Source organism: Sphingopyxis sp. (assembly GCF_019459305.1).
GTDB lineage: Bacteria > Pseudomonadota > Alphaproteobacteria > Sphingomonadales > Sphingomonadaceae > Sphingopyxis.
The window spans coordinates 1-18,049 of sequence record NZ_JAIBES010000091.1; the positions used below are offsets into that span (position 1 = coordinate 1).

At 64.2% G+C, this 18,049-nt stretch carries 19 protein-coding genes; 3 read left to right on the top strand and 16 right to left on the bottom strand.

What is annotated here, in order from left to right; genetic code table 11:
- Positions 1-46 precede the first annotated feature (46 nt).
- The 4 genes from K0M74_RS10815 to K0M74_RS10830 form a co-directional block, all read right to left on the bottom strand.
- Positions 47-2,092 (bottom strand): TonB-dependent receptor, encoded by a 2,046-nt coding sequence (locus K0M74_RS10815; protein WP_293971763.1) that lies wholly within the window; start codon positions 2,090-2,092, stop codon positions 47-49.
- Positions 2,089-2,721, bottom strand: coding sequence for a maleylacetoacetate isomerase (gene maiA / locus K0M74_RS10820; protein WP_293971766.1), 633 nt, complete (start codon positions 2,719-2,721; stop codon positions 2,089-2,091). Before maiA ends, K0M74_RS10815 begins: the two co-directional genes overlap by 4 nt.
- A gap of 133 nt (positions 2,722-2,854) precedes the next feature.
- Positions 2,855-3,889: an SO2930 family diheme c-type cytochrome gene (locus K0M74_RS10825; protein WP_293971769.1), complete on the bottom strand. Its 1,035-nt coding sequence runs from the start codon at positions 3,887-3,889 to the stop codon at positions 2,855-2,857.
- Positions 3,886-5,097, bottom strand: coding sequence for a parallel beta-helix domain-containing protein (locus tag K0M74_RS10830; RefSeq protein WP_293971772.1), 1,212 nt, complete (start codon positions 5,095-5,097; stop codon positions 3,886-3,888). The genes K0M74_RS10825 and K0M74_RS10830 overlap by 4 nt, the downstream gene beginning before the upstream one ends.
- A gap of 149 nt (positions 5,098-5,246) precedes the next feature.
- Here K0M74_RS10830 and K0M74_RS10835 point away from each other — a divergent pair, with 149 nt between their 5' ends.
- Positions 5,247-5,609, top strand: coding sequence for a DUF2147 domain-containing protein (locus K0M74_RS10835; RefSeq protein ID WP_293971775.1), 363 nt, complete (start codon positions 5,247-5,249; stop codon positions 5,607-5,609).
- A 108-nt stretch (positions 5,610-5,717) separates the two neighbouring features.
- On the opposite strand, the gene K0M74_RS10840 is transcribed toward K0M74_RS10835, so the two are convergent.
- The 7 genes from K0M74_RS10840 to K0M74_RS10870 all read right to left on the bottom strand — a co-directional run bounded on the left by K0M74_RS10840 (position 5,718) and on the right by K0M74_RS10870 (position 10,915).
- Entirely contained in the window at positions 5,718-6,416 is a 699-nt protein-coding gene (locus tag K0M74_RS10840; protein ID WP_293971778.1) for an amino acid racemase, read from the bottom strand.
- A 120-nt stretch (positions 6,417-6,536) separates the two neighbouring features.
- Positions 6,537-8,039 carry an NAD(P)(+) transhydrogenase (Re/Si-specific) subunit beta gene (locus K0M74_RS10845; protein WP_293971781.1) on the bottom strand — a complete coding sequence of 501 codons (1,503 nt, stop codon included), beginning with the start codon at positions 8,037-8,039 and terminating at the stop codon, positions 6,537-6,539.
- Between the two features lies 1 nt (position 8,040).
- Entirely contained in the window at positions 8,041-8,322 is a 282-nt protein-coding gene (locus tag K0M74_RS10850; protein WP_088441687.1) for a proton-translocating transhydrogenase family protein, read from the bottom strand.
- 165 nt (positions 8,323-8,487) lie between these two features.
- Positions 8,488-9,111, bottom strand: coding sequence for a fasciclin domain-containing protein (locus K0M74_RS10855; RefSeq protein ID WP_293971788.1), 624 nt, complete (start codon positions 9,109-9,111; stop codon positions 8,488-8,490).
- A 184-nt stretch (positions 9,112-9,295) separates the two neighbouring features.
- The gene (locus tag K0M74_RS10860) at positions 9,296-9,664 is read right to left on the bottom strand and encodes a PH domain-containing protein (protein WP_293971791.1); all 369 of its coding nucleotides are present in this window, start codon (positions 9,662-9,664) and stop codon (positions 9,296-9,298) included.
- Positions 9,664-10,782 carry an NAD(P) transhydrogenase subunit alpha gene (locus K0M74_RS10865; RefSeq protein ID WP_293971794.1) on the bottom strand — a complete coding sequence of 373 codons (1,119 nt, stop codon included), beginning with the start codon at positions 10,780-10,782 and terminating at the stop codon, positions 9,664-9,666. Before K0M74_RS10865 ends, K0M74_RS10860 begins: the two co-directional genes overlap by 1 nt.
- Before the next feature lie 10 nt (positions 10,783-10,792).
- The gene (locus K0M74_RS10870; RefSeq protein WP_088441684.1) at positions 10,793-10,915 is read right to left on the bottom strand and encodes an aa3-type cytochrome c oxidase subunit IV; all 123 of its coding nucleotides are present in this window, start codon (positions 10,913-10,915) and stop codon (positions 10,793-10,795) included.
- Positions 10,916-11,154: 239 nt separating this feature from the next.
- Here K0M74_RS10870 and K0M74_RS10875 point away from each other — a divergent pair, with 239 nt between their 5' ends.
- The gene (locus tag K0M74_RS10875) at positions 11,155-12,588 is read left to right on the top strand and encodes a sigma-54 dependent transcriptional regulator (protein WP_293971799.1); all 1,434 of its coding nucleotides are present in this window, start codon (positions 11,155-11,157) and stop codon (positions 12,586-12,588) included.
- 18 nt (positions 12,589-12,606) lie between these two features.
- The gene (locus tag K0M74_RS10880) at positions 12,607-13,323 is read left to right on the top strand and encodes an SDR family NAD(P)-dependent oxidoreductase (protein ID WP_293971802.1); all 717 of its coding nucleotides are present in this window, start codon (positions 12,607-12,609) and stop codon (positions 13,321-13,323) included.
- Positions 13,324-13,328: 5 nt separating this feature from the next.
- On the opposite strand, the gene K0M74_RS10885 is transcribed toward K0M74_RS10880, so the two are convergent.
- From K0M74_RS10885 to K0M74_RS10905, 5 genes are all read right to left on the bottom strand, one after another.
- Positions 13,329-13,712 carry a host attachment family protein gene (locus K0M74_RS10885; protein WP_293971805.1) on the bottom strand — a complete coding sequence of 128 codons (384 nt, stop codon included), beginning with the start codon at positions 13,710-13,712 and terminating at the stop codon, positions 13,329-13,331.
- An 86-nt stretch (positions 13,713-13,798) separates the two neighbouring features.
- Positions 13,799-14,929: a dihydropteroate synthase gene (folP, locus tag K0M74_RS10890; RefSeq protein ID WP_293971808.1), complete on the bottom strand. Its 1,131-nt coding sequence runs from the start codon at positions 14,927-14,929 to the stop codon at positions 13,799-13,801.
- 99 nt (positions 14,930-15,028) lie between these two features.
- Entirely contained in the window at positions 15,029-16,168 is a 1,140-nt protein-coding gene (locus K0M74_RS10895) for a site-specific DNA-methyltransferase (protein ID WP_293971811.1), read from the bottom strand.
- A 349-nt stretch (positions 16,169-16,517) separates the two neighbouring features.
- The gene (locus K0M74_RS10900; protein WP_293971814.1) at positions 16,518-17,414 is read right to left on the bottom strand and encodes an oxidoreductase; all 897 of its coding nucleotides are present in this window, start codon (positions 17,412-17,414) and stop codon (positions 16,518-16,520) included.
- Positions 17,415-17,430: 16 nt separating this feature from the next.
- The gene (locus K0M74_RS10905; RefSeq protein WP_293971817.1) at positions 17,431-17,985 is read right to left on the bottom strand and encodes a ribonuclease HII; all 555 of its coding nucleotides are present in this window, start codon (positions 17,983-17,985) and stop codon (positions 17,431-17,433) included.
- Between the last annotated feature and the right edge of the window lie 64 nt (positions 17,986-18,049).

The following is an 18,049-nucleotide window of genomic DNA, read 5'->3' on the forward strand; positions in this document are numbered from 1 at the left end:
CCCGTGCTCCCCCCACCCCGCCTGGCCCACACTCCCCAAGGAGGTGTTAGAATTCCACCCGCGCACCGATCCACAAGGTCCGCGGCGTCGCCCGCTCGACGATCCCTGCCGAAGAGATTGCGGCAGGCACCAGCTCATCGAACAGATTTTCGCCACGCGCTTCCAGACTGATCGCGTCGGCGAGCCGCCACGTCACACCGGCGTCGAGCGTCAGCGCATCGTCGAGTTGGAGCAGCCCAAGGTCGTCCTCATTCTGTTTACCCACGTAGCGCAGCGTCGCGAAGCCGCCCAACGGGCCGCTGGCATTGCTACGCAGCGAAACGCTGCCGCTATGCTTCGCGATCTGCGCCGGACGGCGACCGTCGAGCGCCGCCGCGCCGCGCGACGCATCGACCGTGGCGTCGGTCAGCGCATAGGTCGCGCGCAGCGTCAGAAATTCGATCTTCTGTTCGGCGCTGATCTCGACACCCTTGGTGTCGATCGCGTCCAGATTCTGCCGCTGGTTCAGGTTCGGCGCCAAGGTCACATTGGCGATGGCATTGGTCAGATGGTTCACGAACAGCGTGGCCGACAGCTTGGTATCGTCGCGGTTCCAGTCGACGCCGACCTCGACGCCCCACAACCGTTCGGGCTTCAGCATTTCGTTCGCCGTCGTCACCTCGGCCCCGACGCGGAACGGGCGGTAAAGTTCGTTCAGCGTCGGCAGGCGCCAGCCGCGATAGCCCGCGGCGCGAAGCAATACGAAGTCCGACGACCAGCGCACGCCCGCGCGGCCGCTGCCTTCCCAACCCTGCCGTGCGGCAAAACCAAGGTTTGTAATCATCGTGCCGCCGATATTGCGTTCGAGGCGAAAGCCCTCGCCGAGCCACCAGCGATCGACGCGGCCGCTAAGCGTCCAGAGGAAAACGTCACCAGCGTCGCCCGAGGTCCATTCGGCGAAGGCGCCGACGGTGTCGCTGCTGCCGCCCGCAATGCGGTGGCGGCCGGGGACGGTACCCGCGAAGAAGAAATCCTCCTCGGTGCGGCCGGTCGTGCGGCGCCAGTCGACGCCGGTGCGGAGCGGGTTTGCGCCGCCAATCGCCGGGCGAAGTTCGAAGCGCGCGCCAAGGCCGGTCGCGGGGACACGCTGAAAAAGCGCGGGAGCGACACTGTTCCGACCCGCCGCAACGCTCGCGAACCCGCTCTCGAAATCGCGCAGCTGGATATAGGCGAGCGCCAGCCATTGCGTCGTCGCCACCGGATCATGGATGAACCGCACGCTGGCATCGACGCCGTCGACCTTGCTGGCCGAGAAATCGGTCCCCCGGTCGCGCCGGTCTGACAAACTGCGGAGGCTTGCCTCGATACGGCTGTCGTCGCCCGCGTCGAATCGCAGGCGCAGCCCTAGTCCGCCCTGCTCATAAGGGGCCGCTCGATCGACCGCGCCGCGCTGGTCCCTGGCGACGGGAATGAAGCCGTCGCCACGGCTGTAGCGGCCGTCGACCGCGACCTGCCCATGACCCAGCTCGCCCCCTGCGCTCGCCGACAAGTCCCAGCTACCGCGGTTGCCATAGGCGGCGCTCGCGGCAATCCCGTCGGTCATCGTCGAATGGAGGCCTATGGTGCCCGCCAGCGCGCCGGGGCCGTCGGCGCCGCTGCCACCTCCGCGCGTCACAACGATACCGCCAAGGCTGATCGCATCATAAGCCGACCACGCCACCCAGCCGCCGAAAGGATCGGCTTGCGGTACGCCGTCGAGGGTGACGAGCGCGCGGCTCGATGCATTGCCGCCGAGGCCGCGCAGCGTGACGCCCTGGCTCGTCGGATGCGCGCTGCGCCCGTCGCTGCGGCGGAACTGGACGATGCCGGATTCGTCGCGCAAACGGTTCTCGATCCGCGCGCCGAGGCCGGGCTTCACATCCAGCAATATATTGGACGATTGGATGAGATCGCTGTCCGATTCACGTAACAGGCCGCTCCCCGATACGACGATTTCTTCGCGCGAAACGACCCTTGCAGGAATGATGATTTCTTCGGCCGCGTTCTCCGTTACCTGCGCCATCGTCGCCGCCGGCAAGAACAGCGCGACAGTTCCCGCAAGCAGCCGAATCACGCGGTCTTGACCGCGTCGGGATGCGCTTTCTGAAACGCCTCCAGTTCCAGACACTCCGCGTCGATCGCCACCAGCCGCGGATAATCGTCCAGCGGCACTTCGAACCGCCGCGCGTTGTACATCTGCGGCACCAGACAGCAGTCGGCGATGCTGGGGGTGTCGCCGCCCAGATAGGTTCCGTCGCCCGCCATCGCTTCCAGCGCCTCGAACCCCTGCGCGATCCAGGTTGCGATCCAGCGGTCCTTGGTCTGCTCGTTCAGACCCAGATCGCGGGTCAAATATTTTAGCACCCGCAGATTGTTAAGCGGATGGATGTCGCTCGCCACCACCTGCGCCTGCGCCAGCGCCACCGCGCGCGGCATCGCATCCTCGGGGATCAGCCGTGGTTCGGGAAAGGCGCGGTCGAGCCAGTCGATGATCGCCATGCTCTGGATGATCGGCTCGCCATCGGCGACCAGCATCGGGACAAAGCCCTGCGCGTTGAGTTCGAGATAGGCGTCGCTGCGCTGTTCGCCGGCAATCAGGCTGACCTCGACGCGCTCATAATCCAACCCCTTCAGGTTGAGCGCGATCCGCACGCGATAGCTGGCCGAGGAACGGAAATAGTCGTGGAGGACGAGCGACGTCATGGGAGAACCTTTTATCGTCATCCCGGCGAAGGCCGGGATCTCGACGGAGCATCGGGACGCGAAGGTGAGATCCCGGCTTTCGCCGGGATGACGAATATGAGGGGGACGCCATTCATTCAAGGCCGAACGGCAACTAGTCCCCGCCCTTCGGCATTTCCGCAATCCATTGCCGCAGCAGCGCCGCACCTTCCTTGTGTACCGTCGACCGCCCGACCTCGGGCATCGCAACCCCCGGGTCGGTGCTTTCGAGGCGATAGATCATAAAGCTGTGCGCCGCGTCGCCCGGCGCAATGGCAAAATCCATGCCCGCGCTGCCGCGCCCCGCCGCGGTCGGGCGCTTGCCGATGCCATAGTTCACGCCCCTCGGATCGTCGGTCCAGCGCAGGAATAGCCCGCTGTTCGACGCGCTGCCCGCCGGATTGTGGCAATGGGCGCAATTGACGTCGAGATAGGCGCGGGCGCGGGCGGCGACGCTGCCCGACTTGGGATCGTCCCATTGCGGCATCGTTGGCTGCAGCGCCGCAGGCTTGTCAAAGCTTATGCCGCGCCAATAGTCGGTAGCCGCTGTCGGCAATACGAAATTCCGCGTCTTGGGGCCGATAGGCACGATCTCGCCCGACAGGCTGTGGCATTCCTTACACTGGTTCTTGTTCGGCACCGCGTAGCGGATGGCATGCGTTTCACCGTCCGGACTTTTAAAGCTTACCGGCACCCGCCGCCCGCCGAGCGCCAGCGTCGCGTCCTTGCCGTCGGCGTCCCAGATATAGGGCAGCGCGACCCAGCCTGCGTCGCGATGGATCAATAGGCGGGTTTCGACCGCGCGTCCGCCGTTGACGTCCGGCCAACCAAAGCTTTTGGCGATTATGCTGCCCACGGGGAATGCAATGCTGCCGTCGGCGGCGACCGAAGCTTTTCGGCCTTTCGGAATCCAGAACATCCGGTGCTTCTCGCTATAGTCCGAGAACAGCGCGGTACGCAGCGTATAGGGCGTCAACGATTCGAGCGGTTGCGACGATTCAGGCCAAAAAAGCCGGAACGCCGACAATTTGGGCGGCAGGCTGCTGCCTTCGATCACCGACTGGTCGGGTTCGGGCGCCGTCACCACGACCGCCGCGCCGCCGCTCGAACATAGCAGCGCCGCGCCGAGCGCGGCCAAAACGCGCTTCACCGGACCTTCGCCTCCATCGCATCGGGCAGTTTGATCGCGGGCAGCGCCGCGGGCGGCGTGCCCTTTGACAAATCGGCAGGCGACGGTTTCGCCTCGCTCTGCGGCGTTTTGACATCGGGCAGGTTCAGCGACAGCACACCGACCTTGTCGAGCACGATCGCGTCGCCGGAACCGTCCCACAGCACCGGCGGGATGCTTCCGCCCATCGCCGCCGCGATCACGTCGCCTCCGGCGAATTTGGGCGCATAGCCCGCCTTGCCATGCTGATTGCCGCGCACGACGATCTGCCGCGGCAGCGGTTGATATTTCGGATCTTTGTGCTCGTACCGATAGCCGACGATCATCACATTGGCGGTGCCGTTGTTGTCGAAGATATTGTCGAAAATCTCGACATGGCGGTTCGCCATCACCAGCACCCCGGTGCCGGTCGGCACGCTCGCGACGATATTGCCCTTCGGCGCAAAGTTCGGCGTGCTGTTGTCGTTGACGATATTCTCGAACACCCGGACATTATGCCCGCCCTGCATCGGCAGGCTGGGCAGGTCGAACACCAAAATGCCGCCGGTGTTCTTCGTCGCGATATTGTCGTGGACGTCGGCGTTATAGCTATTCTCGATCTCGATCCCCGCGACATTCTCGGTCGCGATTGATTCGCGCACGATGATATTTTTCGACTGGCCGACATAGATGCCTGCGTCCGACGCGCCGCGCACATAAACGCTGTCGATCAGCACGTCGGTGCTTTCGACCGGATAGATGCCATAGGCGCCGTTGGTTTCTTTCGGCCCCGCGGTCCATTCGACGCGGAGTTGGTGATAGACGATGCGGTCGGCGCCCTTCGATTTGATCCCGTCACCCTTGGTGTTGAGCACCGCAAAATTGGTCAGATACACATCGTCGCTGGTGACCAGCAGCCCCTCGCCCGCGCCCTGCTGGCCGGTAAAGTCGAGCACCGATCCGCCCTCGCCCGCCCCGGCGCCGCGCACCGTGACATTGGGAACATCGAGCGACAGGCCATCGACCAGCTTCCACACCCCGGCGCCCAGCTGCACGACATCTCCCGGCTCGGCCAGGATTAGTGCTTCTTGCAGCTTTTCATTGGTGTCGGGCGTTGTCGCACTGACGCTGATCATCTTGGCGCCCGCCGGAACGGCAACGAAGGCCGCCAATATGCCCAGCGTTGCCGCGTGAAAGCCGTGGAATCGCATCGCTCTCTCCCCTGATTTTGGGAGAACATGCGGCAAGACTTGACGGATGCCAAGCGGGTTGCTGACATGCGTGTAGCTAAAACCCGGGAGAGGTCGCTTTGCTTACCAGATTATCATTGGCGCTCGTTGCGCTTATTGCCGTGCCATCGATGGCCGCCGCGCCCGCGCCGATAACCGGACGCTGGAAAACCGACGACGGCAAGGGTGTTGTCGTCATGGCCGCGTGCGGCAACAAGATGTGCGGGCGGATCGAGCGCGTCCTTGTCAAGCAGCCTGCGGGCGGCCAGCTCGACGAGCGAAATCCCGACAAGGCGAAGCGGGGCCGCCAGATCACCGGGCTGCAAATCTATTGGGATCTGGTCCCGCACGGCAATGGTTGGAAGGGCGAGGGCTATAGCCCCGAGGACGGGCGCTACTACAACGCGCATCTGCGCGTGAAGGGTGGCAAGCTGACGATGAAGGGCTGCGTCAGCGTGTTTTGCCGGACGGTGACGTGGACGAAGATGAGCTGATCTTTGTGAATGCCCGTTCGTGTCGAGCGAAGTCGAGATACCCCGAAGTCATGCCGGACCGATAGGCATCTCGACTTCGTTCGATGCGAACGGAATCACAATGTTGAGCTAGGCCTCATCCCCCAAAATCCAGTCCACGCCCGCCGCAACGTGAATCCGTGTCGTGTCATAGATCGGCAGCACATTGGCGTCGGGATCGACCAGCATCACCAGCTCGGTGCATGCCAGCACGATCGCCTGAATGTCCTGCTTGGCGATGTCGGTGATGAAGGTTTTCATCGTGCGACGCGAGCTTTCGTTCGCCTTGCCCTGCATCAGCTCTTCGTAAATAATCCGGTCGATCTCGTCGGCGCGGCTCATGTCGTAGGGGGCCAGCGTCAGCCCGTGCCGGACCAGTCGCTGGCGGAACCAGGCTTCGGTCATCACATTGCGCGTGCCGATGACGGCCGCCGCCTTGATCCCATCGGCCTTCATCTTTTCGCCGGTTTCGTCGACGATATGGAGCAGCGGGATCGAGATCGCCGCGGCGACATCCTCGGCCACCTTGTGCATCGAATTGGCGGCGATCATCAGCGCGGTCGCGCCCGCTGCCTCCAGCCGCTGCGCCGATGCGATCAGAACATCTTTCGCATGCGCCCATTGTTTGGGCGTGGTCAGCCGCGACAGGTCGCAGTAGTTGAGGCTTTCGAGCATGATCGGCGCCGAACAGGCGGTGCCGAGGCGTTTCTGCACACCCTTGTTGAGGTGCCGGTAATACAGCTCGGTCGATGCCCAGCTCATGCCGCCGATCAGGCCGATTTTACGCATATAGCCCCTTGTCCCTTCGTCCTCACCCCGGCGAAGGCCGGGGTCTCCACGTCAATTTATGACGCGAGGTTGAGATCCCGGCCTTCGCCGGGATGCCGATTCGGGTCAATGGCTGTGGAATTAGTGTCCGCTACCATTCAGCGCCTTGACGATGTCATCGGTCATCTTCTTGGCATCGCCGAGCAGCATCATCGTTTGGTCCATGTAAAAGACGTCGTTGTCGACCCCGGCATAACCGACGCCGCCCATCGATCGCTTCACGAACAGCACCGTCTTGGCTTTTTCGACGTCGAGCACCGGCATGCCGTAAATCGGCGATGTCTTGTCGGTCTTGGCTGACGGGTTGGTCACGTCATTGGCGCCGATGACGAACGCGACGTCGGCCTGCGCGAACTCGCCGTTGATGTCCTCCAGCTCGAAAACCTCGTCATACGGCACATTCGCTTCGGCGAGCAGCACGTTCATATGGCCCGGCATGCGGCCGGCGACCGGATGGATCGCATATTTGACCGTCACGCCCTCTTTCTTCAGCAGGTCGCCCATTTCGCGCAGCGCGTGCTGCGCCTGCGCCACCGCCATGCCGTAGCCGGGAACGATGATGACGGTGTCGGCTTGGCTCATCAAGAACGCGGCGTCGTCGGCGCTGCCCGGTTTCCAAGGCCTTTGTTCCTTCGATCCGCCATCGCTCGCCGCGGCGTCGGCGCCGAAGCCGCCCGCAAACACGCTGATGAAGCTGCGGTTCATTGCGCGGCACATGATGTACGACAGGATGGCGCCCGACGAACCGACGAGGGCGCCGGTGATGATCATCGCGGTGTTGCCGAGGGTGAAGCCCATCGCCGCCGCGGCCCAGCCCGAATAGCTGTTGAGCATCGACACGACGACCGGCATGTCGGCGCCGCCGATCGGGATGATCAGCAGGAAACCGATCAGGAAGCTCAAGCCCGTCACGGTCCAGAACACCCACGGCGACTGATCGACGGTGAAATAGGCGACCAGCCCGATGATCGCAGCTAGCGTCCCCAGGTTGATGATATGGCGCCCGGGTAGCATGATCGCCGCGCCCGACATATTGCCGTTGAGTTTGAGGAAAGCGATGACCGAGCCCGAGAAGGTGATCGCGCCGATCGCGATGCCCAGCCCCATTTCGATGCGGCTGACCGTGTAAATCTGCCCCGCCGCATCGGCGATGCCGAACGCTTGCGGATTGAGATAGGCGGCGGCCGCCACCGCCACCGCGGCAAGGCCGACCAAGCTGTGGAATGCCGCAACCAACTGCGGCATTGCGGTCATTGCGATGCGGCGCGCCATGACGATACCGATAACGGCACCGATCGCGATTGCGCCCAGGATTTCGGCGATCCCGACCAAATCGAGGCCGACATAGCTGTTGGTGGCGTCGCTGGTTTTCCACGGCACGTGGGTCACGAGGGTGGTGACGACCGCGATCGTCATCCCCATCATGCCAAAGCGGTTGCCGCTTTGCGCCGTCGCCGGGCTCGACAGCCCGCGCAGCGAGAGGATGAAGAGCACGCCCGCGACCAGATAGGCCACCGCGGCCCAAGGATTGACGGCCAGGCCATGCTCGCCCGCTGCGGCGGAAAGGATCGACTGAAAGTCCATCTCAGCGCTCCTTTTTCTTGTACATCGCCAGCATGCGCGCGGTGACCGCAAAGCCGCCGAATATATTGATGCTCGCCATGACGACCGCGGCCAGCCCCAGCCACTTCGACGAGGCAGATCCAGCGGCGGCGCTGGCAATCAGCGCACCCACAATGATCACCGACGAAATGGCGTTGGTGACGCTCATCAGCGGCGTGTGCAGCGCCGGGGTCACCGACCACACGACAAAATAGCCGACGAAACACGCCAGGATAAAAATCGAAAATATCGCGATGAAATCCACGGCACGCTCCCCTGCTGATTCCGCTTGGCGCACCTCTTGCCGCGCACACGCCAGCGTGTCGACTCCAAAGCGGCCAAAAAGAAAGGCCCGCATCTCTCAAAAATGAGAAATACGGGCCGATCGGGACATTAAATGTCGTGGAGGCCGGTTAACCGGCCTGCCGCATTACATCTTGGGCACAAGCACCGCATCGACAACGTGGATCACGCCGTTCGACTGCCCGACGTCGGCCTGCGTCACGGTCGCCTTGTTACCGCTGGCGCTGGTCAGGATGATCGAATCGCCGCTCTGCGTCGCGGTCAGATCCTGGCCTTCGACGGTCTTCAGCGTGGCTTTGCCGCCGCCCGCGGTGATCTGCGACGCGAGATCGGCCGCCATCACCTTACCGGGGACGACATGATAGGTCAGCACGCCTGCCAGCACTTCCTTCTGCGCCGGACGCATCCAGCCATCACGCGTTACCGGCGCAACCTGGGAGAAGGCCGCGTCGGTCGGTGCGAAGACCGTGAACGGGCCCGCGCCCGACAGCGTTTCGACCAAACCTGCCTGCGTCACCGCAGCAACCAGCGTCTTGTGAATCGGCGAGGCCGACGCGTTTTCGACGATATTCTTTGTCGCCAGCATTTCGGCGCCGCCGACCGTCGGATTGGCCCCTGCGGTTTCAACCGGCGCCATTTCGCCTTCGGCCACGGTCGTGGTTTCGGTTGCCGGGGTTTCGGGGCTGCTATTGCAGCCCGCAAGGCCCAGTCCGGCGGCGGCAACGGCGGTAAACAACATAGCGCGCGTCATAAAAAATCTCCTTTTGAACCCGCAAAATTGGGCGACCATTCGGTTCGGCGGCGGGCCACGCCTCTGCAGACGTAGCTACGTCTGCTCCGTCGAATAGACGCACCGCGAGGCAGAATAGTTTCATTGCGCTAGGAAAACCGGTCCATTCTCAACCGCGCAAGTGGTCGCGGCCAGATCGCAGCGATTAGCGCTTGAGCAGCGTCTGCTCGGCCATGATCCGCTGAATGACACGCGGATCGCTCTTGCGCGAAATTTTGACCTGTAAAGGTTCGGTTGCGCCCGACACCCAGATTTTCATATCGGCATCGAGGTCGAATGTTCCCGCCGTCTCGAGCGAGAAGCGGACCACCGATCGCCACGGAACCGACTGAAACTCGACTTTTGATCCGGTCAGCCCTTGCACGTTGATATAGATCAGCCGCTGATCGGTCAGCAGCACCGAATCCCGGATCGTGCGGAACGCCGCCAGGATCGTTTCGCCAGCAATCAGCGCGTGCCCGAACTCGGCCGCAGCCGATGTAACGTCGAGGTCGCTGGCGCTGAACAACCCCATCAGAGCAGGCGCTCGTTCACCACTTTGCCGCCCTGCGTAAGACGGATCGCATTGCCGATTTCTTCGTCGAGCACGGGCTTGCCCGCTTCCTTGTCCCAAAAGGCCGACAGGAAATTGAACAGGTTGCGGCTGAACAGCGCGCTGGTGTCGGCGGGCATCAGCGCCGCGATGTTGCTCGCGCCGATCACGGTGACGCCGTGGATGCGCTTTGCTTCGCCCGAAACCGATCCCTCGACGTTGCCGCCGCTTTCGGCTGCCATGTCGACGATGACGCTGCCGGTGCGCATCGTGGCGAGCTGCGCGTCCGAAATCAGCCTTGGCGCGGGGCGCCCCGGGATCAGCGCGGTGGTGATGACGATATCCTGCTTGGCGATGTGCGACGATACGAGTTCGGCCTGCGCCGCCTTATATTCGTCGGACATTTCGGTGGCATAGCCGCCCGCGCCTTCGCCCTCGATCCCCGCGACGCTCTCGACGAAAATCGGCTTGGCGCCGAGTGACATGATCTGTTCCTTGGTCGCGGCGCGCACGTCGGTGGCGCTGACCTGCGCGCCCAGACGGCGGGCGGTGGCGATCGCCTGAAGACCGGCAACGCCGACACCCATCACAAACGCCTTCGCGGCGCTGACGGTGCCCGCCGCGGTCATCATCATTGGAAAGGCGCGGCCATAGGCGTTCGCCGCCATCAGCACCGCCTTGTAGCCCGCCAGATTCGCCTGACTCGACAAGATATCCATCGACTGCGCGCGCGTGATACGCGGCATAAATTCCATCGCCAGCGCCTCAATGCCCAGCTTGGCATAGTCGTCGACCCGCGCGCGCTCGCCGAACGGGTTGAGTCCTGCCGCCAGCCAAGCGCCGTCGGCAAAGCCGCTCAGCCCCTTAGGATCCGGCCCCTGAATCGCCAGGATGATGTTTGCGCCCTTCAGCACCTCGGCGCGGGTGGCGACGGTGGCGCCCGCGGCGCTATAGTCGGCATCGGCGACCGAGGCCGCTACGCCTGCTCCCGTTTCGACGGCAACGTCGGCGCCCAAGCCAATGAATTTCTTCACCGTTTCGGGTGTTGCGGCGACGCGGGTTTCGCCAGCGGCGAGCTCCTTCAGGACAGCGATGCGCATGCCGACCCTGTCAGGACGCGATGAGGAGAACGACGAAGACGGTCACGATCGCGGTGATGATCGATCCGACTTTAAACAGGCTGAGGAAACCCGAATAGGTTTCTTCCGCTGCCTTCATTTCCTGCTCTGCCATGGCTCTTTCCCCTTCAGCCGCCGTTTCCCCGGCACAGGCGCGCCGCGCCCGGCCCAGAATCGGCCTTCGCGCCGGTCTTAGCCACGCGACCGCATATGCTCAAGGGGCGCTTTGGGTCTGCGCCTGTCGCTGCAAAAATCGAACGGCCTTAATCGCCCCTTTACCGGTGTGGCGTACATCACAGCACTTGAGCGGAGGAATCGGCACGACGGCGCCGAACAAGGGCAGATTCGAACACGATGGCAACGACGCGCGACACGCGAACAGTGATGATCGTCGACAGCGAGCCGGCGCAGCAACGTTTTTTGGCGGCGCTGGTATCGCGCGGCGGCTGGCGCAGTGTCGTTGCGGGCGACACCGACACCGCGCTCGCCAAGCTCGGCACCCAGGAAGGCATGGCACTCGACGCCGTGCTCGTCGATCAGGGTACGCCCGGCATGGACATGGCCGAATTTGTCGCCGAACTGCGCCGCTGGCGCCCCGCCCTGCCGCTCATCGTCATCACGATGCGCAACGGGGTCGAGGTTGCGGTCGGCGCGATGCGCGCCGGGGCTAGCGACTTCGTCCAGAAACCGATCGCCCCCGACCGCCTGCTCGAAGCCCTCGACCGCATCGTGTCGACCAGCGGCCCGCAAGGCGAACTGCGCCCGCTGACCGAAAAACTGCGCGCGCCGCTCGCCTTCGAGGAAATCATCGGGTCGAGCCCCAATTTCCGAAGCGCGCTCGCGATCGCCGCCAAGGCCGCCCGCGCCCGCGTCCCCGTCATGATCAACGGCCGCCCCGGCACCGGCAAGGAAGTCTTTGCCCGCGCGATCCATAGCGCCAGCCCGCGCGCCCGCGGCGCACTGGTGATGGTCGATTGTTCGGCAGTGTCTCCCGGACTGATTGGTTCGGGCTTGTTCGGCCACGAGCGCGGGGCCTTCGCCGGCGCCTTCGACCGTCAGGTCGGACGGCTGGTCCAGGCCGACGGCGGCAGCGTCATAATCGACCATGTCGAATGTATCCCGCTCGAAACCCAGGCCAAGCTGGTCGAATTTCTGAGCAGCGGCGAAGTCCAGATGATCGGCGGCTCGATCCGCCAGAGCGTCGACGTTCGCATCATCGCAACCAGCACCAGCCCGCTCGAAAAGCTGATCGAGGCGGGGCATTTCCGCGAAGACCTATATTATGCGCTGTCGAGCGCGCAGTTCACCCTCCCCTCGCTAAGCGAGCGCCGCGGCGACGTCGGCCCGCTCGCCCGCCACTTGCTCGCGCGCATCGGCGGACTTCCCGGCATGGGGCCGATCGGAATCACCGACGACGCGCTGCGCCTGCTCGCCGCCTATGCCTGGCCGGGCAATGTCCGCCAGTTGCAGGACGTGCTGTTCCGCGCCGCGGTGAACAGCAAGACCGATGTGCTGACCAGTGCAGACTTCCGCGCCATCGAGGCGACGCTCGGCGGCGGTAGCCCCAGCGGCGAGGGCGAGATCGCGATCAACGGCGAAGCCATCGGCGTCACCCTCTACCTGCCCGACGGCAATTTGCGCCCGCTCGAAGAAATCGAGGCCGACGTCATCCGCCTCGCCATCGGTCATTATCGCGGCCGGATGAGCGAAGTCGCCCGCCGCCTCGGCATCGGCCGTTCGACGCTGTATCGCAAGCTCAGCGATCTCGGGATCGACACCGCCGCCTGACGCCGATATTTTGCGGCAATGAATTCTGATTTTTCCGGCAGGACTGCACTCGTCACGGGCGATGCCTCGGGCATCGGCCTGGCGGTCGCGAACGCTTTGCGCGCTGCGGGCGCGACGGTTATCGGCATCGATCGTAGCCGCGGCGACGATGTTACCGACCCAAATATGTGGCAATCACGCGCCGACGGCTTCTCCGCCGTGGACCTCGCGGTCGTCAACGCCGGGATCAGCGACGCCGCCCCGATCGTCGATATCGATTTCATGGCCTGGCGGCGCTTGCTGGCGGTCAACCTCGACGGGGCGATGCTCAGCTTGCAGGCTGCGATGCGCGCAATGACCGCGCACGGCCGCGGCGGCGCAATCGTCACCACGGCATCGATATCCGGCATCAAGGCCGAACCGGGCGTCGGCGCCTATGGCGCGTCCAAGGCGGCATTGATCCTGCTCACCAAAGTCGCCGCCAAGGAAGGCGCGCCGCACGGCATCCGCGTCAACGCGATTGCGCCGGGCGGGGTTGATACGCCGATATGGGATGACATGCCCTTTTTCGCCGACCTGATCGCGAGTGAAGGGTCGCGCGATGCCGCGATGACGGCCATGGCCAAAATGGCGACCCCGCTCGGCCGCTATGCGACCGCGGAGGAAACCGCTGCGCAGATCCTGTTCCTGCTGTCCGATGCCGCCGCCACCATCACCGGCAGCGTGCTGACCAGCGACGGTGGCTACAGCCTGTAAGCCGGTTAAGCGTTCGCGATCGATTTCAGAATATCGTCGGTCGACTGGCTGGTCAGCGTCTTGGCAATCTCGCCCACCAGCGCCGCTTCGAGCGTCTTGTGATAGAGTTTGCGCATCTCGCCGAGTGTGCTCGGATCGGCGATCACCACCAGCTGCTTGATCTTATTCGAAAGCACGGCGGCATTCAGCGCTTCGGCAACCGACGCCGCATGGCCGGCTTCCTCATTCTGGCGCGGCGTATCGCCCTGCCCGGCATTATGCGCCGCTTCGTCGCTCGTCGGCAGGTCGACGGCCTTCAGGCTGGGTTCCTGTTCGGTGCCGCTGTTGCGGAACAGCTGAAACTGGGTGCCGTCGGCGACGGCGACATGCGAGCCGGTGGGAAGTTGCATAATATCTCCTGTGGGGATCGGGGCCGAGCTGGCGCCATGGTCCTCAGAGATACGCGGGAGGTCGGTGAGGGTTGCTTCGGCTCGCCTCAGCCGGTGAGCGCCGCGTCGCGCAGCCCGCGCCAGACGCGCAGCGCCTGACGGTTCTCGGCGATGTCGTGGACGCGCAGCAATTGCGCGCCGTGCGCCGCTGCCTGATAATGCAGCGCGACGGTGCCGCCGAGCCGCTGGTCGGCGGGTACCTCATTGTCGAGCGCGCCGATCATCCGCTTGCGACTGGCGCCGAACAGGATCGGGCAGCCCAATGTGTGGAACAGCGCAAGGCCGTTGATCAGCGCCAGATTGTCGGCAACCCCCTTGCCGAATCCCAGCCCCGGATCGACGATAATCTTTGCCGGATCGATTCCCGCAGCAACACATGCCGCGACGCGCTCGGCGAGCATGTCGTAAACGTCGAACAGGACATGGGCGTAACCACCGCCCTCGTGCGGATCGCTCTTCGCCGACGGCGCGTGCATCAGCACGACCGGACAGCTCGCGGCCAGCACAACCTCCATCGCGCGGTCGTCATGGCGCAGCGCCGACACATCGTTGACGATCCGCGCCCCCGCAGCGAGCGCTGTTTCCATCACCGCGGCCTTGCGCGTGTCGATCGACACCGCGACGCCGCCCTTCGCCAGCGCCGCAACGACGCCCTCGACACGCTTGATTTCGTCGCCGTCCCAGACCAGCGGCGCGCCGGGCCGCGTCGATTCGCCGCCGACGTCGATGATCGCCGCGCCCGCGGTCGCCATGGCAAAGCCCGCGTCGGCGGCCGCGACGGCATCGACATGCTTGCCGCCGTCCGAAAAACTGTCGGGGGTGACGTTGAGGATACCCATCAGCTGCGGTTCGTTCAGCCGCACTAAGCGTTCGCCGAGCTGTAAAGCCCCGCGCGGCCGCAGCACCCCGGCGCGCTGCGCGGTCGCCGCCTGCCCCAATGCATCGGGCATGGCCGCGATCCAGTCGCCCCATTCGGCGACCGTGACGATCGCCGCTTTGACGCTCGCACCATCGCGCAGGCTGACATGCCACGCGACAAACCAGACCATCATATCGGCAATCCGCAGGCAATTTTCGTCAAGCTCGTGCGGTCGATCGACGAAGCAGGTCGGGCGGCAATAGATTTTTGCGGTCGCGGAGGCGCTCCCGAGGTCGGGTTTGGTTAGCGGTTGGAACATGCCTATCCCCTTACCCGTCATTGCGAGCGAAGCTAAGCAATCTAGGGTAGCGTAAACCGCCCTGGATTGCTTCGCTTCGCTCGCAATGACGCTGTGATGTCACGCCTCGTTGGTCAGCAACCAATCCTGCCGCACCGCATCGATGACACGCAATTCCTTGCCATTGTCGACATGCCAGAAGGTCCAGCCGTTGCAACTCGGCGCGCCTTGCACCCCCGCGCCGACCTTGTGGATCGACCCTGCGGGCTGGCCTTCGCAATCGAGCGAGCCATCGACCCGCACTTTCGCCTTCCAGCGCCGCTTGGCGTCGGTCAGCAGCGTTCCCGGCGCGATCAGGCCGTCCGAAACCAGCATGCCGAACGCGACGCGCGTCGCCGCCTGCGGCGCCATCATCGTCTTCACCGCGCTCTCGTCGAGCGGCAGCGCCATTTCGATCCGCTCCAGCGCCGCTGCGATATAGTCATCTTCGCGCTCGATGCCAATGAAATGCCGCCCCAGCCGCTTCGCCACCGCGCCGGTGGTGCCGGTGCCGAAAAAGGGATCGAGCACCACATCGCCGGGGTTCGAGCAAGCGAGCAGGATGCGATAGAGCAACGCCTCGGGCTTCTGCGTCGGGTGAACTTTGGTGCCACCCTTTTTCAGCCGCTCCTGCCCGCCGCAGATCGGGATCAGCCAGTCGCTGCGCATCTGCAATTCGTCGTTGAGCGTCTTCATCGCGCGATAGTTGAAGGTGTAGCGCGCCTTTTCGCCCATCGACGCCCAGATCAGCGTCTCATGCGCGTTGGTAAAGCGGGTGCCCTTGAAATTGGGCATCGGGTTCGCCTTGCGCCACACGATGTCGTTGAGGATCCAATAGCCTTGATCTTGCAAGGCCGCGCCAACGCGGAAGATATTGTGATAGCTGCCGATCACCCAGATGCTGCCGCCGGGTTTCAGGATGCGTTTGGCTTCCTTCAGCCACGCATGGGTGAAGCGGTCATAGGTCGCCAGGCTGTCGAACTTGTCCCACTCGTCATTGACCGCATCGACCTGGCTGCCATCGGGGCGATGGAGGTCGCCGCCAAGCTGGAGGTTATACGGCGGATCGGCAAAGATCATGTCGATGCTGGCGGCCGGCAGACTGCGCATCATTTCGATGCAATCGCCCTGCAGGATGCTGTCGAGCGGCAGCTCGACGGGCGCCGCCTTTGCCGCCCGCTGCTTTACCGCCGGGGTCTTCACCCGTTCCATCACACCCATGTTTTGCCCCCGCGAAGATCCGAAAGAAGCCCCTGATGAGTCCGGCGGAGTCCGCCGTCAAGCGCAGAACACTAGGGATTCCGCGTCACTAAGTGGTTAACGGGGTGAGAACGAAAGGAGTCTGACACAGCATATGGAGTCCTGTGCGACTCGGGGACTCAACGGGTGGTGGTGTGGCGAAGAGGACTCAGTGGTGGAAAAAAGTTCGACTTGATCCTCCTGTGACGAAGTCATGGGGAGGGGGACCCTCCGCGAAGCGGATGGTGGAGAGGCTTTGCGACGGTAGTGCCATGGCCCCTCCGTCAGTCCTGCGGACTGCCACCGCCCCATCGCTTCGCGACAGGGAGGATCAAATCCCCGGATCAACTCCGGTCAGTTCCACCGACCGCGCCCACAATTCCCGCGCCAGCTTCGGATCGCGCGCGGTGCGTGTCGCCCGCGCCGGACCCGATCGCCCCGACACCTCGCCCAGCCCCTGCGGCCCCAGATAATCGCCGCCCTGCACATGCGCGCCGGTGGCCGCCTGCAAGGTCGGCCAGGCGCCCTGCGCCGCACTGTTGAAAAAGGGTGTCGCCAGCGGCGTCATGCCGCGCAGCGGAAACGGCAGGTGCCGCGTCAGTTCGGTGATTGCGACCCCCGGATGGCACCCGATCGCCTGTGTCGCACGCCCCGCGGCGCCCAGTCGGCGGTCCAGCTCGAACATATGCAGCAAATTCGCCAGCTTGCTCATCTGATAGCGCGGCAGTTTATGATAGCTACGCGCCGCCGACAGGTCGCTGAAATCGATCGTGCCGCCCTTGTGCGCCAGACTGGCGGTGATGACGATGCGGTCTTCGACATGGCCATGGACCAGCCCAGTGAAGGCAAAGGTGCCGAGGTGATTGACCCCGAATTGCAGCTCATACCCCTGCCCGGTCAGCGTCTTCGGGGGGATCATCACCCCCGCGTTGTTGATCAGCACATCGATCCGCGGTCCCGCCAGCACGGCCGCGGCGGCCTCGCGCACCTGATCGAGATCGGCGAGATCGAGCGGCTGGAACGACAATTCGGCGGTGGGAACATCGCCGCGGATGCGGTCCATTGCTGCCTCGCCGCGGATAGCGTCGCGGCACGCCAGGATTACATGCGCGCCGCGCGCCGCCAGAACCTTTGCCGTTTCAAACCCGATCCCGGCATTGGCACCGGTGACCAGAAAGGTGCGGCCGGTCTGGGCCGACACATCGTCGGCCGTGAATCCCTTGCTCATCACCCTCTCCTGTTGATCAGACCAGCCGCATTTGAGCGACCGGGGCAAAGCTGGTCCGATGGAGCGGCGTCGGGCCATATTGGCGCAGCGCCGCGAGATGCTGGGCGGTACCATAGCCCATATTTCGCTCCCAGCCAAAGCCGGGAAAATCCTGAGCCATGGTGATCATGAAGCGGTCGCGATGCTCCTTTGCAATGATGCTTGCCGCCGAAATGCAGGGATGCAGCGCGTCGCCGCCGACGATCGCGCGCGCGGCATAGCGCCATTGGGGGAGCCGGTTGCCATCGACGAGCACCTCGGTCGGCTCGATTCCCAACGCCTCGACCGCGCGGGTCATCGCGAGCAGCGTCGCCTGCAAGATGTTGATGCGATCGATCTCGTCAACGCTCGCTTCGCCGACAGCCCAGCGGCAGCTCGCCTTGATCTGGGCTTCGAGTTCGGCGCGGCGTTTGGCCGAGAGTTTCTTGCTGTCGTCGAGCCCGGCAATGCCGTCGGGGCACAGGATCACCGCTGCGGCGACAACCGGACCGGCAAGCGGCCCGCGCCCGGCTTCGTCGACCCCGACCATCATCGACCGCCGCCCAGAATGCCGAACCCCAGTTTCCGTTCGTGTCGAGCGAAGTCGAGACACGTTG

What these genes read in the sequence shown, in the direction of transcription:
- K0M74_RS10830 (WP_293971772.1), bottom strand. Translation starts at nt 5,097, where the DNA reads ATGCGATTCCACGGCTTTCACGCGGCAACGCTGGGCATATTGGCGGCC.
- K0M74_RS10870 (WP_088441684.1), bottom strand. Translation starts at nt 10,915, where the DNA reads ATGGCAGAGCAGGAAATGAAGGCAGCGGAAGAAACCTATTCGGGTTTC.
- K0M74_RS10875 (WP_293971799.1), top strand. Translation starts at nt 11,155, where the DNA reads ATGGCAACGACGCGCGACACGCGAACAGTGATGATCGTCGACAGCGAG.
- K0M74_RS10860 (WP_293971791.1), bottom strand. Translation starts at nt 9,664, where the DNA reads ATGGGGTTGTTCAGCGCCAGCGACCTCGACGTTACATCGGCTGCGGCC.
- folP (WP_293971808.1), bottom strand. Translation starts at nt 14,929, where the DNA reads ATGTTCCAACCGCTAACCAAACCCGACCTCGGGAGCGCCTCCGCGACC.
- K0M74_RS10835 (WP_293971775.1), top strand. Translation starts at nt 5,247, where the DNA reads ATGGCCGCCGCGCCCGCGCCGATAACCGGACGCTGGAAAACCGACGAC.
- K0M74_RS10885 (WP_293971805.1), bottom strand. Translation starts at nt 13,712, where the DNA reads ATGCAACTTCCCACCGGCTCGCATGTCGCCGTCGCCGACGGCACCCAG.
- K0M74_RS10905 (WP_293971817.1), bottom strand. Translation starts at nt 17,985, where the DNA reads ATGATGGTCGGGGTCGACGAAGCCGGGCGCGGGCCGCTTGCCGGTCCG.
- K0M74_RS10865 (WP_293971794.1), bottom strand. Translation starts at nt 10,782, where the DNA reads ATGCGCATCGCTGTCCTGAAGGAGCTCGCCGCTGGCGAAACCCGCGTC.
- K0M74_RS10855 (WP_293971788.1), bottom strand. Translation starts at nt 9,111, where the DNA reads ATGACGCGCGCTATGTTGTTTACCGCCGTTGCCGCCGCCGGACTGGGC.
- K0M74_RS10845 (WP_293971781.1), bottom strand. Translation starts at nt 8,039, where the DNA reads ATGGACTTTCAGTCGATCCTTTCCGCCGCAGCGGGCGAGCATGGCCTG.
- maiA (WP_293971766.1), bottom strand. Translation starts at nt 2,721, where the DNA reads ATGACGTCGCTCGTCCTCCACGACTATTTCCGTTCCTCGGCCAGCTAT.
- K0M74_RS10880 (WP_293971802.1), top strand. Translation starts at nt 12,607, where the DNA reads ATGAATTCTGATTTTTCCGGCAGGACTGCACTCGTCACGGGCGATGCC.
- K0M74_RS10895 (WP_293971811.1), bottom strand. Translation starts at nt 16,168, where the DNA reads ATGGGTGTGATGGAACGGGTGAAGACCCCGGCGGTAAAGCAGCGGGCG.
- K0M74_RS10900 (WP_293971814.1), bottom strand. Translation starts at nt 17,414, where the DNA reads ATGAGCAAGGGATTCACGGCCGACGATGTGTCGGCCCAGACCGGCCGC.
- K0M74_RS10840 (WP_293971778.1), bottom strand. Translation starts at nt 6,416, where the DNA reads ATGCGTAAAATCGGCCTGATCGGCGGCATGAGCTGGGCATCGACCGAG.